Below are 19,534 nucleotides of genomic sequence, written 5' to 3' on the forward strand. Positions count from 1 at the left end.
AGCGGCTTCTTCGCGATTAACCCTCGAAGAGGCCGTTACAGCCCCTACTACAACTTCAGCTCGCCTGGCGTTGAGCCAAACAATTGCTTGAAAGCTGCGATATAGGCCGAAGTCGAATCATAACCACACCCCAGAGCCGCTTCGGTCACACTCTCTCCCGCCTCCAGCAACGCCAGCGACGACAATAACCGCATACGTTGGCGCCAATTGCGGAAACTCAAGCCCGTCTCGCGCTGGAACAGGCGCATCAGAGTCTTCTCCGAGCACTGCAATTGGCGGGCCCACTGCTGCAGGGTCTGCACCTGATCCGGTGTGGCAATCAGGCTATTGCACAGCGCCAGCAAGCCCGCATGCCGTGGCAGTGGCAGGGAAAAACCCACTTCAGGCAAGATACGAAGCTGGTCAAGGAGCACCGCAACCAAGCGCCCTTCGACGCTATCGCCTTCGGGATAGTGCGGCGGGAACACGCAGAACTGCTTTATCAACTCACGCGCCAGCGGGGTCACTTCCAGTACCCGACACTGCGCAGAAGCCCACGGGCAAGCGTCGCGGCGAATGTACAGACTGCGCATTTCCGCCCGCCCGGACGTCACCACTTCATGTTCGGCGTCGGCAGGAATCCATACGCCCCACTGCGGCGGTGCGAAATAGCTGCCATCACGCGTGTAGACACCCAGCACGCCGCTGATCGCATAGGAAAACTGCACCCAATCGTGACTGTGGCGGGTGGTCCAGGAGCCGGCCCCCAGGCTTTCAGCACGGGCATAGAGCGGCCTGGGCAAATGGACCAGGGCTGGGATGGCACGGGGGTGTCCGATACTCGGCATGGTGAATTCTTGTAGTTCTGACCAGACAAGCCTAACACCCGCCAGAGCGCCCCTACAGCCCTTCAGGCAGTTACCGCTCGACGATCACTGTCACCCCTTGCCCGCCCGCCGCGCAGATCGAAATCAAGCCTCTCCCCTTCCCAGCCGTCGCCAGCAGTTTGGCGAGGTTGGCCAGGATCCGCCCCCCGGTAGCCGCAAACGGGTGCCCTGCCGCCAATGAGCTGCCTTTGACGTTGAGCTTGCTCCGATCGATCGCACCCAGGGGGGCATCCAGCCCCAGCTGCTCGCGGCAGAACTCGGCACTTTCCCAGGCCTTGAGCGTGCACAGCACCTGCGCAGCAAATGCCTCGTGGATCTCGTAATAATCGAAGTCCTGCAGGGTAAGGCCATTGCGCGCCAGAAGCCGCGGCACCGCATAGGCCGGCGCCATCAGCAGCCCTTCCCGCCCCTTGACGAAGTCCACGGCAGCAGTCTCGCCATCGACCAGATAGGCCAGCACCGGCAGGCCCTGTGCCTGCGCCCACTCCTCTGTGCCCAGCAGCACCAGCGACGCACCATCGGTCAGCGGTGTGGAATTGCCTGCTGTGAGTGTGCCCAAACCACTGCGGTCGAACGCGGGCTTGAGCTTGCTCAACTGCTCAAGAGTCAGGTCCGACCGCAGGTTGTTGTCGCGCGTAAGGCCCAGAAACGGTGTCAGCAGGTCATCCTGCCAACCCTCGGCATAGGCCGCTGCCAGATGCTGATGGCTCAGCAGAGCCAGCTCGTCCTGCTCGGCGCGACCGATCTGCCAGGCCAGGGCCATGCGCTCGCAATGCTCGCCCATCGACAACCCGGTACGCGGCTCGCCATTGCGCGGCAGCTCGGGTTTCAGATGCCCCGGGCGCAACTGCAGGAAGGGCTTCAACCGCTCACCCAGAGTCCTGCCGCGGTTGGCCTGCAGCAAGATGCTCCGCAGCCCCTCATTGACCCCGATCGGGGCATCGGACGTGGTGTCGACGCCACCGGCAATACCGCTGTCGATCTGCCCGAGGGCAATCTTGTTGGCCACCAGCAGGGCAGCCTCCAGCCCGGTGCCGCAAGCCTGCTGAATGTCGTAGGCCGGTGTCTGCGGCGACAGCCGCGAACCGAGCACGCATTCACGGGTCAGGCTCATGTCGCGAGAATGCTTGAGCACCGCACCGGCCACTACTTCGCCCAGACGCAATCCGTGCAGGCGGTAGCGTTCTATCAGGCCCTCCAGCGTGACCGTGAGCATCGCCTGGTTGCTGGCAGTGGCGTAGGCGCCGTTGGAGCGGGCGAAAGGGATTCGGTTGCCGCCCAGAATCGCGACCCGGCGAAGTGAACGCATGTGTAGATTCCTCCTGAAACAAATCGATCCGAACAGCCTAGGTGTTTTTGCCGCATTCGAACGACCTCCCGACAAAGTTGGTCCACACTTCAATGCTTGCCTCAAGGGAGACCCGCACATGAGCGATCGCTATCTCGGCTTTGCCAACTCCAACCTCGGCGGCCGTCTCGTCGATGCCCTCGGCCTGCCGCGTCCTGCACCGCTGGAGCGCTGGCAGCTCGGCCGCCTGCGCCCGGTGGAAGGTGCGCTGGTCATCGGCGGAGGGCCTCTGGCAAGTCAGGTCGAAGCCATCGCTCCACGCCTGACTGACGAATGCTACAACTTCAATGGCGTAAGCCTGCAGGCCCCCGCCTGGGTGGCTGGCCTGGGGCCCAAGCTCAAGGCCGTGGTCTTCGATGCCAGTCATCTGTCGGACAGCGATGAGCTAAAGCAGTTGCGCGAATTCTTCCAGCCGTTGCTGCGCAGCCTGGCACCCTGCGCCCATGTGGTCATACTCGGGCGCGCACCGGAAGGCATCGACAACCCGCTGGCCAGTGTCGCCCAGCGTGCCCTGGAGGGTTTCAGCCGCTCGCTGGCCAAGGAGTTGCGTAACGGTGCGACGGCGCAGCTGTTGTACGTGGATGAAGGTGCCGATGGCCAGCTCGAAGGCGCCCTGCGCTTCTTTCTGTCACCCAAGAGTGCATTCATTTCCGGTCAAGTGCTGCGCTTGCAGGCCTGTGCCAGCCAGGTCGAGGACTGGACGCGGCCGCTCGCCGGGCGCCGGGCACTGATCACTGGTGCCGCACGAGGGATCGGCGCCGCCATTGCCGAAACCTTGGCGCGTGATGGTGCCGAGGTGATGCTGCTGGACGTGCCACAGGCCCAGCAAGACCTCGATGCCCTCGCCGCCCGCCTGGGCGGCAAGGCGCTGGGGCTGGACATCTGCGCCAGCGACGCCGCCGCGCAGCTGCTCCAGGCCTTGCCCGGCGGCATCGATATTGTCGTGCATAACGCAGGCATCACCCGAGACAAGACCCTCGCCAACATGACCCCTGATTACTGGGACGCCGTCATGGCGGTCAACCTCAAAGCACCACAGGTACTGACCCAGGCGCTGTACGAAGGCGGCGCACTGGGCGCAGACGCACGCATCACCCTGCTGGCCTCGGTCAGCGGCATCGCCGGCAACCGCGGCCAGGCCAACTATGCCGCAAGCAAGGCCGGGCTGATCGGCTTTGCCCAAGCTTGGGCGCCGAAGCTCGGCGCTCAAGGTGGCAGCATCAATGCCGTGGCCCCCGGTTTTATCGAGACGCACATGACCGCCGCCATGCCCATGGGCCTGCGTGAAGCCGGGCGGCGCCTGAGCTCGCTGGGCCAGGGCGGGCGCCCGCAGGATGTTGCCGAGGCCATCGCCTGGCTCAGCCAGCCCGGCTCCGGCGCGGTCAATGGCCAAGTGCTGCGGGTTTGTGGCCAGGCATTGATGGGAGCTTGAGCATGAACAGGCACTGGCATGACCTGAACAGCCCCGACTCACGGGCAAGCCTCTATCTGCGCGCCGCCAGCAAACGCAAGATCACCGGCGACACACTTCCAGCCGATGGCCTGCGCTGCTTCATCCGCGTTCATCCCGGCAATCTCACGGCATACCGCCATCTTTGCCACTTCACCGATGACGCCCGCTTGCCGGGCACCTACCCCCATATCATGGCGTTTACCCTGCAGATGCAATTGCTGACCGCCCAAGGCTTCCCTTTCCCGCTGCTGGGCCTGGTACACCTTTACAACCGCATCGAGGTACTGCGCCCCTTGGGTGGCATCGACGGGCTGCACTTTGCGGTGTATGCCGACAACCTGCAGCCACATGCCAAAGGTGGCACGTTCGACCTGATCACCGAAGCCGAAGATGGCCTTGGCCTTTTGTGGCGCGAAACCAGCCGCATGCTGGTGCGCGGCTTGAAACTTGAAGGGCAGCCCGAAGAGCGCGAGGAAAGCGAACCGCAGCCGTTGCCTGAAACGACCCGCTGGTACGCCGACAGCGATATTGGGCGGCGCTACGCCAAAGTCTGTGGCGACTACAACCCGATTCATCTGAGCGCCACAAGTGCCAGGTTGTTCGGCTTCCCCAAGGCAATCGCCCATGGCATGTGGAGCAAGGCCATGGCGCTGGCAGCGCTGCGTGGGCACCTGCCAGGCAGCGGGTATGCCTTTGAAGTGGATTTCCGCAAGCCAGTGCGGTTGCCCTCGGAGGTGGTGTTGAGTGCCAGCGCCGCCGGCCCTGCCGGTGAGCTGCGCCTGGATGGGCATGGTGAACTGCTGCACATGGTCGGTCGCTGGGGTTCGCTCTGAAGGCCGCAGGCACCTTTGGCCCCTGAATCCTCTTGCTTTGCATTGGGGCTGCAAGGAAGCTATGCGGCACTAGGAGACCCGCAATGAACCTGCAAGAACTCACTCAACGCCTGCACCAGATCCGCGACAACAACGACTGGCGCGGCTTCCACAGCCCGAAGAACCTGGCCATGGCCGCCAGCGTGGAAATGGCCGAGCTGGTGGAAATTTTCCAATGGCTCAGCGAGGACGAATCGCGCCAACTGCCTGCGGACAAACTCGCCCACGCCGGCCAAGAGGTAGGTGACGTCATCCTCTACCTGCTGCTGCTGTGCAGCGAACTGGGCCTGGACATGGAGCAGGTGGTACGGGCCAAGCTGGCCGACACCGAAAGGCGCTTCGCCCGATGAACGACCGTCACTTCGATGAGCTGGCCACTCGCTTCGCCGAGAAGATCTATGGCGGCGCCAAAGGCGCGATCCGCCTGGCCGTACTGCAGGCCGACCTGGCCGACGCCCTCCCCGACCGCCCACTGCGGGTACTCGACATCGGAGCCGGGCTCGGCCACATGGCTTTATGGCTGGCCGAGCGCGGTCACCAACTGACCCTGGCCGAACCGGCCGCACCCATGCTCGAAGGTGCCCGCACGCGCTTTGCCGATGCCGGCCAGACCGCCACGTTCATCCAGGCGCCATGGCAGGACCTGCTAGGTCAGCTCACCGAGCCCTACGATCTGGTGCTGTGCCACGCCGTGCTCGAATGGCTGGCCGAGCCAGAGAGCATCCTGCCGGTGCTGCACCAACTGACCGCACCTGGCGGGTGGTTGTCCCTGGCCTTCTACAACCGGGATGCGCTGGTTTATCGCAACCTGCTCAAGGGCCATTTCCGCAAGTTGCGCAGCAACCGCCTGGAAGGTGAAAAACAGAGCCTCACCCCGCAGAAACCGCTTGATCCGCGTGAGCTCAAGGTGCAACTTGATCCTCTGTGGCAGGTCGAAACCGAGAGTGGCGTGCGAGTTTTCCACGACTACATGCCCAGGGAATTCCAGGCCAAGGCCGAGATGCTCGACCTGCTGGAAATGGAACTGGCCCACCGCCGCCACCCGAGCTTTGCCGGGCTTGGCCGCTACCTGCACTGGATGTGCCGCCCTCGCTGACCCACCCTCCGGGAGGATTTCATGCCGTACCGCCTGCTGTGCCTGGCCTTGCTCCCGCTTGCCCTCAGCGCCTGTCAGGGCAGCAACCCGTACGTTGCCAGCAGCCGCCCCTTGCCTCCGGCCCCCGCGCAGGCGGCCAGCACCTTCGACGCCAGTGCCTACCCGGCCCCACCGCGTGACTATGGCCGTTACCGCAGCTGGAGCTGGCGCGACGGCCAGTTACCAAGCGGCACTGCCGATGCCGACCCGGGGCAACTGGCCGATGCCGTCAGTGGCGCCCTCGACCAGCATGGACTGCGCCCGGCCAGGGGCGCGACCGGCGACTTGCTGGTCAGTGCCGACATGCGCCTGGAGCGGCGTTTGCGCCAGGTACGCGACTATGACTACTACGACCCCTACTACGGCCCCGCCCCCTACGGCGGTGTCGGTTTCGGCGGTTACCGCAACGGTTACGGCGCCTATGGCAGCGTGCCGATCGTACGCACTTACGAAGTTGAAGTGATGGTGGTGCGCATCGACCTGTTCGACGCCCGCAACGGTCAGCCGGTGTGGAGCGCGAGTGCTGAAAGCGGCAGTGACAAAAGCTCGCCGCGAGACCGCGAAAGCGCATTGCGCGAATCGGTACACAAGGCGCTCAGCGGCTATCCTCCCAGTTAGTGCCTAACGGAGAACCATCATGTTGCGTCGCTTCGTTCTACTGTCATTCGTGCTGTTGCTTGCCGCCTGCTCCAGCAACAACGTCCAGCAGGATTTCGACGCCAGCCGAGACTTTGCCGCATACCGCAGCTGGGCCTGGCAAGAGCCGGCCCTGCACTACCGCCCGGATGACCCGCGTATCAAAAGCGACCTCACCGAACAGCGGATCCGCCAGGCCGTCGCCGACCAGCTCGACCAGCGCGGCCTGCGCCCGGCACAACGCGATGTACAACCTGACATCAGGGTGCGTGCTTACCTGATCGTCGAACAACGCCAGCAGCAGATCACCACCAACTACGGCGGTGGCTGGGGGGGCTATTGGGGTGGCTATTGGGGCGGGCCCATGTACAACGAAACCCGTAGCATCGATTACAAGGTGGCGACCATTCAGGTCGACATGTTCGATGGCCGTGACGGCAAGCTGGTCTGGCGCGGCAGTGCAGAGCAAATCATGAACAACTACCCGCCCAGCCCCGAAGAGCGCAACAGCGCCATTCAGAAGACGGTGGGCCAGGTACTGGGCAACTACCCGCCAGGCAGGGCCAAATGACCATGGCATAGCCCGTTCGTCAGATCGCGTCTACCCTATTGATAAACCTGCTGAACGGGTAGACGTGTTCAACGAATAAGGATCGACCTGCCAATGCAAAGCATTGTTCTGCTGATGTGGCTTGCCTTGTGCACTGAACAGGATATTCGCGAACGCCAGATCGCCGACGTCCTGACCTTGGGCGTGGCAGCGGGTGCACTGATCTGGCTGTTCTTCACCGGCCACACCTGGATTGGCGCCGACGCCAGCGATGCCGGCTGGGCGTTGGCCATCGTCATGTTATTGACCTTGCCCGGCTACATGCTCGGCCACTTCGGTGCTGACGACGTCAAGTTGATGGGCGCTCTGGCGTTGGCGACCAGTCATCAGTATGTGCTCGGGACCTTTATCGGTGCTGGCGTAAGCGTGTTGTTGTGGCTGCTGACTCGCCGCCGACTGTGGACCCTGTTCAACCCCAAGGTAAAGAAGCGGCTGCAGGCGCTCACCGAACAAATGGGCGACAAACAAGCCTTTGTGCCTTATGTGCTGGCCGGCTTTCTGCTCACAGCGGTATGGATCCAATAATCAGTCCCGTTGTCCGATAACTTGTACATGCGTTGTACAGGTTCGCAAGCAGCGTCTATGGTTAAGCTGCCAGAGCGTCTGGCCCGGGAGCAGGGCCGCTTAGGAACAGGGAGTTGATCGTGAACAAGTCATTCAGTGAGGTGAAGGTTCTGGTGGTTGATGACCAGCCCCTGATCGTCGAACAGTTGTGTGAGTATCTCGAAAATCAAGGCCATCATTGCGTGGCCGCGCATTCAACAGACGAGGCCATCGAGCGCTATGTGGCGGATGAAGCCATTGGCCTGGTGCTGTGTGACCTGCACATGCCCGAGCGCGATGGCATTGAACTGGTGAGGGCGCTAAAAGAAATTGCCGGGCGCCAGCGCATGTTCGAAGCGATCATGCTCACTGGCCGGGCCGACAAGCAGGACGTGATTCGTGCGCTGCGCGAAGGCTTTGCTGATTACTACCAAAAACCCGTCGACCTCGACGAACTGCTCGAAGGCGTGCGTCGCCTGGAGCAAGTTTTGCTGGAACGCAAATCCAACTTCCAGAACCTGGGCAATCTAAACAAACGGTTACAAGACCTGGCGGGCTGCATCGATGAGCTTTACCAGGACCTGGAGAAAGCTCGGGGCCAGGGAGTCCACCGCCGCGCCAGCGATGTCGAAGAGGGTGAGAGCGACTTGCCTGCCGCGTTCGAGAAGCTCTCACCACGCCAGCTGGAAGTGGCCCGGCTGGTGAGCAAAGGCAAGACCAACTACCAGATTGCCTGCGAGCTCGGGATCACCGAAAACACCGTGAAACTGTATGTTTCGCAGGTGTTGCGACTGACCCATATGCACAACCGCACGCAACTGGCGCTGGCGTTGACACCCAGTTCGTCGCCGGTGCACCAGCGGTTCACCACCCATTGAGTGAAACTGCCTTCACAGGCCCTGTCATTGGCAGCCACCGATAGGGCCTGAAGACCCGACGCTCAATCCAACTGATAGCTGATACTCAGCATCAGCCGAGGCCCACGGTTCAGGCTGTCCAGTGCCACATCCGCCAGCGGCTTGGCTACCTCCAGCGCGACATTGCCATATCGCCCGCCTGCCAGGCGCACGCCCAACGCTACCGAACTGAGATGCGCATCCTCGAAAGGCCCGCCGTTGTACCAGGCGTGCGCCGCGTCGAGCACCGCATAGGGCTGCACCCGTTGCAACCAGGCACTGCCAGGCATAATGCTGTAGCTGAGCTCGTAAGCCACACCCCAGCCCTTGTCACCCGCGGCCTGGTCGCTCGGGTAGCCGCGGCCGAAAAGCCGCCCGCCAAACACCGCTCGCTCACTGTCGGGCAGCCTGTCGTCACTCCAGTACGCTGCCGCCGACACGACGCCCTGCCAGTTTTCAGAAAGTTGGTCGCTCTGTAACCCGGCGATCCGAAAGCGCAAAAAGTCCATGTCGTAGTTTGCATCGCTACGCGCCCCCAGATAGTCCATACCCTGATAGACCCCGGCACTGGCGAAGCGCAGGCGAGCGGGATCTGCCTTTCGCCAGTCGCCTTCGAATGACAGCGCGCGAACATAGGTGTCGTACTCGGGTAAGCCGCCCGCCCGATACTCAATGTGCTCGCCGATTGAATAAAAACGCCCGGCCACGTTCACCCATTCGTTCGGTGCAATCATCAGCGGCTGGCCCAAACCGACCGAATAGCGCTCGCTCTCAAGGCGCTGATTGATGTGCTCACCGCCATCCAGCCGGACACGAGTACGCGGCTCACTGCGGTACCGTGCAGCGCCTAGCAGCAATTGGTTGCCGTGAGCGCCCAGAGGCTGGCGGTAATCCAGGCGCTGGTAATCAACATGTTCGTCACCGGCTGGCAGCAGAAAGCTCGCAGTCAGTTGCTCGGCAAAGCGTGTCTGGCCATTGCTGGAGATTTTGAACAGCGCCTGCAGGTCCCCGCGACTGCCATCATTCAGAGTCACGCCAGCATCAACTGGTCTGCGCCACGCACGTATTTTCAGACGGCTCGCGTCTTCAGGGGCGGGCCCCATCGCCACTTCAGCCTGCACATTGATACCCGGTAGCCGCTGCACCGCGCCGACATAGCGCTCGAGGGTTTCCTGGGTCAGTGGCCGCTCGGCCAGCAGGCGTCCTGTCACCTGCTTGAGGTAGAGCGCGGGCGGGCCGATATCACCGAGCAGTTCATAGTCTTGGATGTACCCTTCCACCAGCACCACATGCACACGGCCATCGGCAAAGTCCTGGGGTGGCAGGTAGGCATACGACAAGGGGTAGCCATCATGCTGGTAACGCTGGGTCAGCCGCTCAGTGAATTGCTGCAGATCACCCAAAGATATCTGGTGCCCAATCAATGCTTGATAGTGCTCACGTAATTCACTCAGCGGGTAAACCGTACCGCCCTCGAAGCGCACCTTGTGCAGCACGAATCGGGCATCTGACGGCAAGCTAGCGGGTGCCACGGGTAACACGACATGCAGCGCCGGGGTAACGGGGCGATAGGTATCTACCGGCAGGTTGGCGGTGGGCAGGCGGCGCTCGTATTCATGGGTATCGAGAAAAGCCGGCAACGGCTCGGCAAGGGCCAGGCTGGCCCAGGTCAGCAGTAACAGGGGCACGACCGCAAGACGCATAGGACGCTCCACAATCCCTTGGGCGCCGGGGCGTCGGCCGGCCACACCCATCACCAGCAAGCGTAGGTGCTGCCCCGGCAAACGTCGAACGGCTACTCGCTGACCTGGAAGGCCACCCGCGCGGTTTCACCGCTCTCATCCAGTGCGCTGAGCTCGATCTGCCCGGCCTGCTCAAAGCGCACCCGCATGCTGCCCTGGCCCTCAGTCTGGCCAAGGGGCTGGCCGTTGAGGAACCACCAGCGCCGCCCACCCCCACCCAGAGCCGAAACCTGCAGTTGCAACGGCTCGCTGCTGGTGGCCGGGCGGCGCAGGTTGTCGCCTGGGCGTACACCGACGATGGACAGGGGCGGTGCCGTGGCAGGTACCTGCGGCGGGCAGCTTGGGTCCACCGCCGGCAGCCGCGCCGCACGCCGCTCGACCCGCGCCAGCCAAGGCTCGAGCGGGGCCGGCCAAAGGGCGACATCACGCGCGTGGGCACCTGGGCACGAGCCATCCACCCGCAGCCCCTGCGCGTTGACCCAGACCTGCTCACGCAAACCCAGCCCAAGCGGTTGATCGGATGCCTGCAGGGTCGGCGGGGTGGTGCCGTCGAGTGTCCAGGCAAAGCGCTGGCGTCTGCAGTTGGGGTCTTGCCGGTTCATGGGCTGGCCCAGCGGCCAGCAGATCGCGGCCACGCCAATGCTGGCGGGCACCTGTTCGACCGGCACGCCAAGGCCCCGCTGGCTGTCACGGTTGGTCAGCAGGTCGTGAATCTGCAGCATCAGCGGCGCCGCCGAAGCCAGGCCGAACTGGCCGGGCACTGGGGTGCCGTCGGGCCGGCCAATCCACACGCCAATCAGATAACGCGGCCCGACGCCGATCGACCAGGCATCACGAAAGCCATAGCTGGTACCCGTTTTCCAGGCCAACTGCGGGCGTTGCACCAACTGCGCGTGCGGGTCACGGTCCGGCCGCGCCTGGCCGCTGAGAATACGCCGGATGATCCACGCCGCCCCCGGCGACAGCAGACGCCGCTCCAGCAGTGGATCCTGCGGTTGCAGACGCACCCGCGCACTGTTGCCGCCCCGGGCCAATGCCGCATAACCACCCACCAGCTCCTCCAGGCGGCTGCCTGCGCCACCGAGGATCAACGACAGATTAGGCTCGGCCAATGGCGGCAGCGCCAGCGGCATGCCGGCCATGCGCAGTTGCGCGGCAAAGCGTTTGGGCCCATACGCTTCGAGCAACTGTACCGCCGGCAGGTTCAGCGACAAGGCCAGCGCCGAACTGGCCGAGACCGGGCCGCTGAAACCCATCGAGAAGTTGCCAGGCCGGTAATCGCCATAGCGGCGCGGTACATCCTGCAGCAGCGATTCGGAATGGATCAGGCCGTCGTCCAGGGCCATGCCATAAAGGAACGGCTTGAGGGTCGAGCCTGGTGAACGCAGCGAGCGGACCATGTCGACGTGGCCGAAACGGCGCTCATCGGCAAGGTCGATCGAACCCAGGTAGGCACGTACGGCCATGCTCTGCGCATCCACCACCAGCACGGCCGCGGAGGTACGTTCCGGCAAGCGGGCACGCCAGCCCAGCAGCAGGTCCTCCAGGCGCCGCTGCAACGAGGCATCGAGCGTGGTGCGGATCAACGGCGGGCTGCCGGGAGTGTTCAGGCGGCGTGCCAGCAGCGGTGCCAAGGCTGGCTCCTGACGCGGGGCCAGCAGTAACGGTTCTTCAGCAGCTTCCTTGATCTGCCAGGCAGGCCACACCTGATACTCGTCCAGGCGCTGCAGGACCTTATCCCGCGCACGCTGGGCGCGTGCGGGATGACGGTCCGGGCGCAACCGGCTGGGTGCCTGGGGCAGCACCGCCAGCAGCGCCGCTTCGGCAGGCGTGAGGTGCATCGGCGATTTGCCGAGGTAAGCCCAACTGGCCGCCGCCACGCCCTGCAAGGTGCCACCGAAGGGTGCGCGATTGAGGTAGATCTGCAGAATCTCGTGCTTGGACAGGTGCCATTCCAACTGCGCCGTACGCCACAGTTGCCGCAGCTTGCCTGCCAGCGTGCGGTCGTGCGGGTCGAGTAAACGCGCCACCTGCATCGACAGCGTGCTGCCACCTGAAACAACCCGCCCGCCGCGCACGTTCAGCCATGCCGCGCGCACCAGCGCCAGCGGGTTGACCCCCGGGTGGTGGTAGAACCAGCGGTCCTCATAGGTCAGCAGCGCCTGCAGGTACAAAGGCGAAACCTCTTTGGGGCTGACCGGGTAGCGCCACACGCCCTCGGCATCGGCGAAGCGCCACAAGGGCGTGCCGTCTTCGGCCAGCACGACCCGCGCCAGATCATCTGCCGGCATGGGCAATGGCCAGATGCGGTCAGCCAGCCACAATAGGCCGGCGATGCCCACCAGCGCCATCACACAGGCGCGCAGGATCCTTGCCGCTCGGGTGCGCGGTCGCGCTAAGCTAGGCATCGGGAACCGACCGGGCCAGGTGATGGCCAAAGGCTTGGGGACGGCAACCTCGCCGATTCGTACATCAGGAAGCAACTATGCATGTAGAAGGTTTTTTCGAGTGGCTTGGCCAGGCACTGGGTTCGTTGATCCGCTTCATCGTCGACGCCTTGAGCGGCCTGTTCAACCTGCTGGCCAACGCCGGGGGCAACTTCATTGATGGCCTTGCGCGCACATTGGGCATGGACACCTCACTGGTCAGCATCCTTGCCCTGATCGTCGGCCTGCTGCTGCTGTACTCGGCAATCCGCGCCTTCATGCGCGCGTCCATCATCCTCGGGATCATCTGGCTGGTGCTGGGGTTGTGGGTGATGAGTTGGGTGATTCATTGAGCGTGCACCGTCAATTGTAGGAGCGGCCTTGCGTCGCGAGCGGGCGCGCAGCGGCTGCAAAAACGGCACACACGATACTTCTTGTTCACCACAGTTGCTGGTCTGGGGCCTCTATGAGGCCCTTTCGCGACGCAAGGCCGCTCCTACAAAAGAGCAACGTGCCCTACCTTGATTTGACCGTCATCTCACCCTGCCCATCGCCCACCGCCTGCAGATTCGGCCGGTACATCGACTCCACTTGCGGCGGCGGTATACGGTAGGTGCCAGGGGTCACCGCTCGCGCCAGATACAACAGGTGAGTGGTGCCATAGCCGTCGAGCTTGAGCGCCGCCACATACCGGTCATCACGGTATTCCTGATGCACCACGCTGGCGTTTTGCATCGACTCACGCCACTGCTTCACTGCGCTGCTGGCATTGTTCAGGCTGGCAGCGCTCTGCGCCAGGTTCTGGTTCTCCAGCTCCAGGCCCGCCGGCAACAGGTCGACCACCAGCGCATCCGGAACCCGGTCCGTGGCCTTGAGCGCCAGATGCACCAGCACCAGGTCGCCGCTGCGCACGTTGTGCAGGTCCAGTACCTGGCCGTTCATGCCCAGGTATTCGCGGCGGATCTCCATACCGTTGCCGCCCGCGGCAGGCGCCTGACGTGGATAGCCCGAGAGGGTCAGTTGCTGGTAGACAGTTTCACTACCTTCGTTCTGCACACTCAGCGGCGAGGCCAACAGTGGGCCTTCGAGCTTCATGCCAGCGTCGCCATTGCTGAACTCCCGCACCTCACCGGCACTGTCCAGGCGCGCCTTCCACGGGCTCTCAGGCTTATCGAGCAAGCCACGCCCGGCCAAGTACAGCGCATTGCGCTCCTGCGTCGACAGCCAACGGTTGGCTGCCAGCTCATCAGACAGCGCGAACAACCGCTGATCGACCTGATTACTGGCCAGATCACTCTCCTGCAGCAACGCCAGGATCAGTGCCTGGTCACGCAGGCTGCTGCCGTAATCGGCCATCCAGCCTTTGCTGCGGCTGATACCCAGGCCTGCTTGCAATGCCTCTTGCGAACGCGGCTTGTCGCCCATCTTGTCCAGCGCCACCGCCAGTTGCACCAGCGGCAGGCCGGAGCGCGCATCGGCGCGCCGTTCGAACAGGCTGCGCAAGGCACCCAGCGGAGCCTGCTGGCTGCGCGAAAGCACCAGCGCGGCATAGGCCTGCACGGCTAAGCGGGTGTGTTCGGCGTTCTCGCTGTAGTCGACCTCAATCAGGTTACGCTCCTGCAAGTAGCGCAACAGGCGTTCATTGGCTTTCTTCAGCGCGTCGGCCGGCACACCGTAGCCTTGGTCACGGGCCCTGAGCAGGAAGTCGGTGACATAGGCGGTCAGCCAGTACTCCTCCTCGCTGTCCGAACTCCACAGGCCGAAACTGCCGTTGTAGCGCTGCATCCCCAGCAAGTGTTCGATGCCCATTTCGATCTTGCGCTTGCGCACCTCGGCCGGCTCTCCCTTGATCCCCAGGCGCTTGAGGCTCTGCGCATCGGCGTACAGCGAAGGGTACAGGCCGCTGGTGGTCTGCTCCAGGCAACCGTAGGGGTAGGCTTCGAGGGCACGGATCTGCTCGGCCAGGTTCAGTGGCGGGCGGCTCGACAACGCCAGGCTGGCTTCCAGCCCGGCAGGTTCGAATGCTGCCAGGTCGGCTTCAGGCAGCGTCCAGGGCTGGTCCTTGAGGGCCACGCGGTAATGCTTGAGCACGGCCGGGTACGCCGGGCGTACGCCCAGCGTCCATTCACGTTCAAAGATGTTTTGCGGCTCGCCTGGCAACTGCAGGCCATTGACCCGCACATGCACCTTGCCCTGGCCCAAGCCACCCTGCGCCTGCACCGGGATCATCAGAGTGGTGCGCTGGCCCTCGGCCAGGGCAATACGTTGTTGAGTGCTCGTTGCCAGGCTCACCTGCCCTTCGGTGCTGATATCGACAGTCAGCTGCTGGGCCAGGCCGGAAAGGTTGGCCAGGTCCAGCGCCAGGCTGGTACGGTCGCCACCGGCGAGGAAGCGTGGCGCTGAGAGTTCGGCAATCAGCGGGGCCGCCACCACGGTCTTGCCCTCGGCCATGCCGAAGTGGTCCTCGGTCCAGGCCTGGGCCATCAGCCGCAGTTCGCCATTGAAGTCGGGAATATCGACGCTCGCCTCGCCTTCGCCCTGCTCGTTCAGGGTCACCGGCACACTCTGCCGGGCAACGATGGTGACCGTGGTGTTGGGGCGTTTGCCCCCCTTGGCCATGGCTGCGTCACCGCCGAAGGCCAGGCTGGCCAGGCGCCCCTGACCGGCTTCGATCAGTTGGCCATAGATGTCCAGCTGATCAACGCCATAGGCCTTGCGGCCGAACAGGCTGGCGTATGGGTCAGGGGTCTTGAAGTCGGTGATGTTGAGGATGCCCACATCCACAGCAGACAACAGCACATGGGCCTGTTTGGGAATACTGCCATCGGCATTGGTGGCCTTGATTCTGACCGTCAGGGGTTGCTTGGGGCGCATTTTTTCCGGTGCCTGCAGGCTGACCGCCAGTTTGCGCTCGGCGCGGCCGAGCGGCAGGTGTAGCACACCGACGGCACGCTTGGGCGTGGCATTGGCCTTGCGCTCACCCGGGCGGATCACCAAGGCACTGATGTACAGGTCGTGGCGAGCCCACTGCTTGTCCAGTTGCACATCGAAGGTCTTGCCTTCGGCGGGGACGTCGATTTCCTGCCACCACAGCGGGCCATCGCTGGATTCGATCATCAGGTAGCCATTGCCGGCAGCTGGCGGGGTTACCGTGACCTTGGCAGTAGCGCCATCAGCGTAAGCCGGCTGGTCCAGCGCCAGCTTGACCTGGTCGGGGCGCACTGCGCCGCCTTCGGCATTGTCCTGGGCGCGATACCCCGCCCAGAAGCGTTCGCTGGACACCAGGCCAGTCTGTGGGTCTTCCACCTCGACGCGGTAAGGGCCCCACTCGACCTGGAAGGTCAGCTTGGCAGTAGAGCCCGCTTTTACATTGACGCTTTCCTCGTTCTGAGTGAGGAATTTTTCGTTGTAGTTGTAGCTCCAGCCGTCGCTTTGCGAGTAGTTCCAGTAGTAATCGCGGCGTTCTCGGATCAGCCGTACCTTGAGGTCGCTGGCAGCGAGCTTATTGCCGTCACGGTCGGCCACCAGGAACTCGAATTCCACCGGGCCGTCGCTGTCGGTTTCTTCGCCCTCGAACATGCCACGCAGGCCAGGCAGGCGCTCAGCGGGCCAGATCGGTTGTTCGAGACGACGGGTGATCGGTCGACCACCGGACTCCTGCAAGCTGGCCTGCACGGTCAACTGCAGCGGCGAGCGCGCTTCGGCCCAGCGGCTTTCGATATCGACCACTGCCTTGCCCGCCTGATCGAGGGTCACTTCATCCAGCTCCAGGTCTTGGTTCAGCTCGGTCTCGGTGACCGAACCGAACTGGTAACCCGGTAAAGCTGGCACCGCTTCGCGCAGGGGGCGCACGTACGCCTGGCCGCTCAGGCGATTGCCCGCCGCCGGCGCGCCGTAGAGGTAACGGCCATTGACCTGGACCTGCGCCGTTTCTTCGGGCGAGAGCGGTGTGCTGCTGCCCTTGAGTTCCAGCGCCAGGCGCTCAGGAAGAAAGTCTTCAACGAGGAATTCATAGACCTGCTTGCGCCCCCCTCCAAGGTCGAGCAGCAGTTGCCAACGACCGGTCGGCGCTTCTGTAGCCAGTTGCAGCTGGTATTGATAAAGGCCGCTGCCATCGGCTTCCCAGACAAACTTGCGGCTGACCTGCTCATCCGGGCGACGCACCTCCACAGTGACCGGCTGGGCCTTTACCGGCTTGCCATCCTGGTCGCGCAACAGGCCGTTGAGCAGCACCGTCTCACCCGGGCGATACAGGTCGCGCGGGCCAAAGATGAAGAGCTGCAGCGGATTTGCCTGCGGGCCGGTGATATCGAATTCTGCCAGGTCCAGCGCTGCAGTGTTCAGGCGTAGCAGTGTGGTATGCACACCCTGGGTTGCGATCAGGGTATCGGCCTTGGCCGTGAGCGGCAGCTGAGCATGGCCTTGGCCATCGGTCTTGGCCTGGGCCAGCAGCTTGCCCTTGTCGTCATGCAGTTCGAGGTTTACCTCCTTGAGCGCCTTGCCACCCTCCAGGGCTTGGGAGAACACGTCAAGGCGGTCGCGATAGCGGTGGGCCGATACACCGATATCGCTGAGTGTGAACAGCGTCGCCGGCTGCGAATAATCGTAGGTCCCTGAAGCGCGCATCACTGCCAGGTATACGCCCGGCTCCTGCAGCGGCTTGATCCCGGCGATCGGCAGCAACACGGTCTCACGGGTATTGCGCGCCGGGTTGAGGTCGAAACGGCCGCTGTAGACCAGGTCGGCCAGGGCCAAGGTTTCCTTGGACTGGTAGTAGTAGAGGCTGCTGTTGCGGCCCCAGTTGACCAGGAAGGTCGAGAGCATGTCCGGCTTGACCCGGAAAAACTCGACATCGACCTTGTCGACGTTCAGGGCAATCACCGGCAGGCCCTCGGCCAGCCGCGTAGGCAGCAGTGAGCCCCGGCTGGCGAAGCCGATGGTCGGCTGCATGTCGCGGGTTTCCAGGCGGGTCACCGACTCGCTTTCCAGCTGCTTGCCGTTGACAGCCAGCAGACCCTTATCGACGGTCAGCACAAGTTTGCGCTGCGGCTCGAGGTGACGCAGGCGCAGTTCCATCTGGTTGTCGGCAAGCTCCCAGGCACCGTCGACCTTGCCTTTGACGGTATCGACCAGATGGAGCTTGGCAGCGAAGTCCTGCTTTGCGTCCAGCGGTGCGGAAAAACTGACCGAGAGGGCACTGGCGCCGTCGAGCTGCACTTCCGAGACATCCAGTACGCTGAGCTCACGGCCTTCGTAGCGTTTGGCGAGTTCGGCAGAGTCCTCGCGCTTGGGCGCCGCAGATTCGGCCGGGGTGCTTGCCGCCGTTTTTTCGGTGGCGGCAGGTGTGTCTGGCGTGGAGGAATCACAGGCACTGAGCAGGGCCAGCGCGCAGGCCAGCAACAATCCTTTGTTGAACATGGAGTGGGGACTCTAATAGGCAGCGTATGCGTGAAGGCAGCAACTATAGCGCAACGGCAGGTGGCTGGCCGTTACAATGCGGCCTATCGATCCAGAAGGGCCGCTATGCGCCCCAATCGCCGGCAAGCCGGCTCCCACAGGTTCCTCACCGCCTGCGAAGGCTGCGCATTCCCTGTGGGAGCTGGCTTGCCAGCGATTGGGGCGCATAGCGGCCCTGTTTTCCCAGGAACTCAAATGTCGCAAATTGCCACCGACTGGCAGCACCGCCTCACCCACCGCAAAGTCTGGGCCCTGGCCGCGCCGATGATTCTGTCCAACATCTCGGTGCCCTTGGTGGCCCTGGTAGATAGCACGGTTATCGGTCACCTGCCCCACGCCCATCAGCTTGGCGCGGTGGCGGTGGGTGCCACGCTGTTCACTTTCATGGTCGGGCTGATGGGCTTCCTGCGCATGGGCTCCACCGGTTTCGCCGCCCAAGCCGCAGGGCGTGCCGACGGTGCTGCGTTGCGCCAGGTTCTGGTGCAAGGCCTGCTGCTGGCGGTGGGCTTTGCCTTGTTCATCGGCCTGCTCGCTCTGCCCTTAAGCCAACTGGCGCTGCACGCGATGCAACCGAGCCAAGCCTTGCAGCAATCAGCCGAGGCCTTCTTCCATACCCGCCTGCTCGGACTGCCGGCGGCGCTGGCCAGCTACGCGCTGGTCGGCTGGTTCCTCGGCACCCAGAATGCCCGAGCACCGCTTGCCATATTGCTGACCACCAACCTGCTGAACATCGTCCTCAACCTATGGTTCGTTCTTGGCCTTGATTGGGGAGTGCTGGGGTCGGCGCGGGCGTCGGTGATCGCCGAGTGGTCGGCCGCACTGCTGGGCCTGGCCCTGACCCGCCCTGCCCTGCGCGCCTATCCCGGGCATATCGCCTGGGCGGCACTCAAGCGCTGGCAAGCCTGGCGGCCGTTGCTATCGGTCAACCGCGATATCTTCCTGCGCAGCCTGGCCTTGCAGCTGGTGTTCCTGCTTATCACCGTGCAAGGCGCGCGACTGGGCGAGGCCACGGTGGCGGCCAATGCACTGCTGTTCAACGGCCTGCTGCTCACCGCCTACGCCCTCGACGGGCTGGCGCATGCCGTGGAAGCCCTGTGCGGCCATGCTATCGGCGCCCGCGATCGCGACACCCTGCGCCGCTCGCTGGTGGTGGCCTGTGGATGGTCATTGATTACCAGTCTGGGTTTTGCCGGGCTGTTCCTGCTGGCCGGGCATGTGTTCATCGACCTGCAGACCGATATCGAGAGTGTGCGCGCGGCCGCCTATCCGTACCTGCCGTACCTGGCGGTACTGCCATTGGTAGCGGTGTGGAGTTACTTGCTGGACGGCCTGTTCATCGGTGCCACGCGGGCGCGGGAGATGCGCAATGCAATGCTGGTTTCGGTGCTGGTTGCATTGCCGCTGGCGTGGGCCATGAGTGGGTTTGGCAACCACGGCTTGTGGTTTGCGTTTCTCGGGTTCATGGCGTTGCGGGCGCTGACGTTGGGATGGGTGGGTTGGCGCCTGCAACGAAAAGGACTGTGGATTCACTAATGCTGGGGCTGCCTTGC

15 protein-coding genes are annotated in these 19,534 nt (G+C 63.7%); 10 read left to right on the forward strand and 5 right to left on the reverse strand.

Features of this window, described 5'->3' with window-relative positions; genetic code table 11:
* Window positions 1-47: 47 nt before the first annotated feature.
* Together JET17_RS23350 and JET17_RS23355 are read right to left on the reverse strand one after the other, a co-directional pair.
* Window positions 48-827 carry an AraC family transcriptional regulator gene (locus JET17_RS23350; protein WP_012316381.1) on the reverse strand — a complete coding sequence of 260 codons (780 nt, stop codon included), beginning with the start codon at window positions 825-827 and terminating at the stop codon, window positions 48-50.
* A 70-nt stretch (window positions 828-897) separates the two neighbouring features.
* Window positions 898-2,175 (reverse strand): acetyl-CoA C-acetyltransferase, encoded by a 1,278-nt coding sequence (locus JET17_RS23355; protein ID WP_012316382.1) that lies wholly within the window; start codon window positions 2,173-2,175, stop codon window positions 898-900.
* A gap of 118 nt (window positions 2,176-2,293) precedes the next feature.
* Here JET17_RS23355 and JET17_RS23360 point away from each other — a divergent pair, with 118 nt between their 5' ends.
* The 8 genes from JET17_RS23360 (at window position 2,294) to JET17_RS23395 (ending at window position 8,341) form a co-directional block, all read left to right on the forward strand.
* Window positions 2,294-3,646 carry a 3-oxoacyl-ACP reductase gene (locus JET17_RS23360; protein ID WP_012316383.1) on the forward strand — a complete coding sequence of 451 codons (1,353 nt, stop codon included), beginning with the start codon at window positions 2,294-2,296 and terminating at the stop codon, window positions 3,644-3,646.
* Window positions 3,647-3,648: 2 nt separating this feature from the next.
* On the forward strand, window positions 3,649-4,500 hold the full coding sequence (locus JET17_RS23365; RefSeq protein WP_012316384.1) for a MaoC family dehydratase: 852 nt from the start codon (window positions 3,649-3,651) through the stop codon (window positions 4,498-4,500).
* Between the two features lie 83 nt (window positions 4,501-4,583).
* Window positions 4,584-4,889 (forward strand): MazG-like family protein, encoded by a 306-nt coding sequence (locus JET17_RS23370; protein ID WP_012316385.1) that lies wholly within the window; start codon window positions 4,584-4,586, stop codon window positions 4,887-4,889.
* The gene (locus JET17_RS23375; protein WP_012316386.1) at window positions 4,886-5,635 is read left to right on the forward strand and encodes a methyltransferase domain-containing protein; all 750 of its coding nucleotides are present in this window, start codon (window positions 4,886-4,888) and stop codon (window positions 5,633-5,635) included. Before JET17_RS23370 ends, JET17_RS23375 begins: the two co-directional genes overlap by 4 nt.
* A 21-nt stretch (window positions 5,636-5,656) precedes the next feature.
* Window positions 5,657-6,292: a DUF4136 domain-containing protein gene (locus JET17_RS23380; protein WP_012316387.1), complete on the forward strand. Its 636-nt coding sequence runs from the start codon at window positions 5,657-5,659 to the stop codon at window positions 6,290-6,292.
* Between the two features lie 19 nt (window positions 6,293-6,311).
* Window positions 6,312-6,881: a DUF4136 domain-containing protein gene (locus tag JET17_RS23385; RefSeq protein ID WP_012316388.1), complete on the forward strand. Its 570-nt coding sequence runs from the start codon at window positions 6,312-6,314 to the stop codon at window positions 6,879-6,881.
* A 93-nt stretch (window positions 6,882-6,974) separates the two neighbouring features.
* Window positions 6,975-7,445, forward strand: a complete 471-nt coding sequence (locus JET17_RS23390; RefSeq protein ID WP_012316389.1) for an A24 family peptidase — start codon at window positions 6,975-6,977, stop codon at window positions 7,443-7,445.
* A 113-nt stretch (window positions 7,446-7,558) separates the two neighbouring features.
* On the forward strand, window positions 7,559-8,341 hold the full coding sequence (locus JET17_RS23395; protein WP_420094515.1) for a response regulator: 783 nt from the start codon (window positions 7,559-7,561) through the stop codon (window positions 8,339-8,341).
* A 62-nt stretch (window positions 8,342-8,403) separates the two neighbouring features.
* Here JET17_RS23395 and JET17_RS23400 read toward each other — a convergent pair whose 3' ends face one another.
* Both JET17_RS23400 and pbpC read right to left on the reverse strand, forming a co-directional pair.
* On the reverse strand, window positions 8,404-10,062 hold the full coding sequence (locus tag JET17_RS23400) for a ShlB/FhaC/HecB family hemolysin secretion/activation protein (protein WP_012316391.1): 1,659 nt from the start codon (window positions 10,060-10,062) through the stop codon (window positions 8,404-8,406).
* Window positions 10,063-10,154: 92 nt separating this feature from the next.
* A complete protein-coding gene (gene pbpC, locus JET17_RS23405) occupies window positions 10,155-12,509 on the reverse strand; it encodes a peptidoglycan glycosyltransferase PbpC (protein ID WP_012316392.1) in 2,355 nt (784 codons plus the stop codon).
* A gap of 77 nt (window positions 12,510-12,586) precedes the next feature.
* On the opposite strand from pbpC, the gene JET17_RS23410 reads away from it, so the two are divergent.
* The gene (locus tag JET17_RS23410) at window positions 12,587-12,880 is read left to right on the forward strand and encodes a hypothetical protein (protein WP_012316393.1); all 294 of its coding nucleotides are present in this window, start codon (window positions 12,587-12,589) and stop codon (window positions 12,878-12,880) included.
* Between the two features lie 163 nt (window positions 12,881-13,043).
* Here the strand turns inward: JET17_RS23410 and JET17_RS23415 are convergent, their stop codons facing one another.
* Window positions 13,044-17,945, reverse strand: a complete 4,902-nt coding sequence (locus tag JET17_RS23415; protein ID WP_012316394.1) for an alpha-2-macroglobulin family protein — start codon at window positions 17,943-17,945, stop codon at window positions 13,044-13,046.
* 234 nt (window positions 17,946-18,179) lie between these two features.
* Here JET17_RS23415 and JET17_RS23420 point away from each other — a divergent pair, with 234 nt between their 5' ends.
* Complete coding sequence (locus tag JET17_RS23420; RefSeq protein ID WP_012316395.1) at window positions 18,180-19,517, forward strand: MATE family efflux transporter; 1,338 nt, start codon at window positions 18,180-18,182, stop codon at window positions 19,515-19,517.
* Window positions 19,518-19,534 lie beyond the last annotated feature (17 nt).

It is taken from the genome of Pseudomonas putida (assembly GCF_016406145.1).
GTDB lineage: Bacteria > Pseudomonadota > Gammaproteobacteria > Pseudomonadales > Pseudomonadaceae > Aquipseudomonas > Aquipseudomonas putida_E.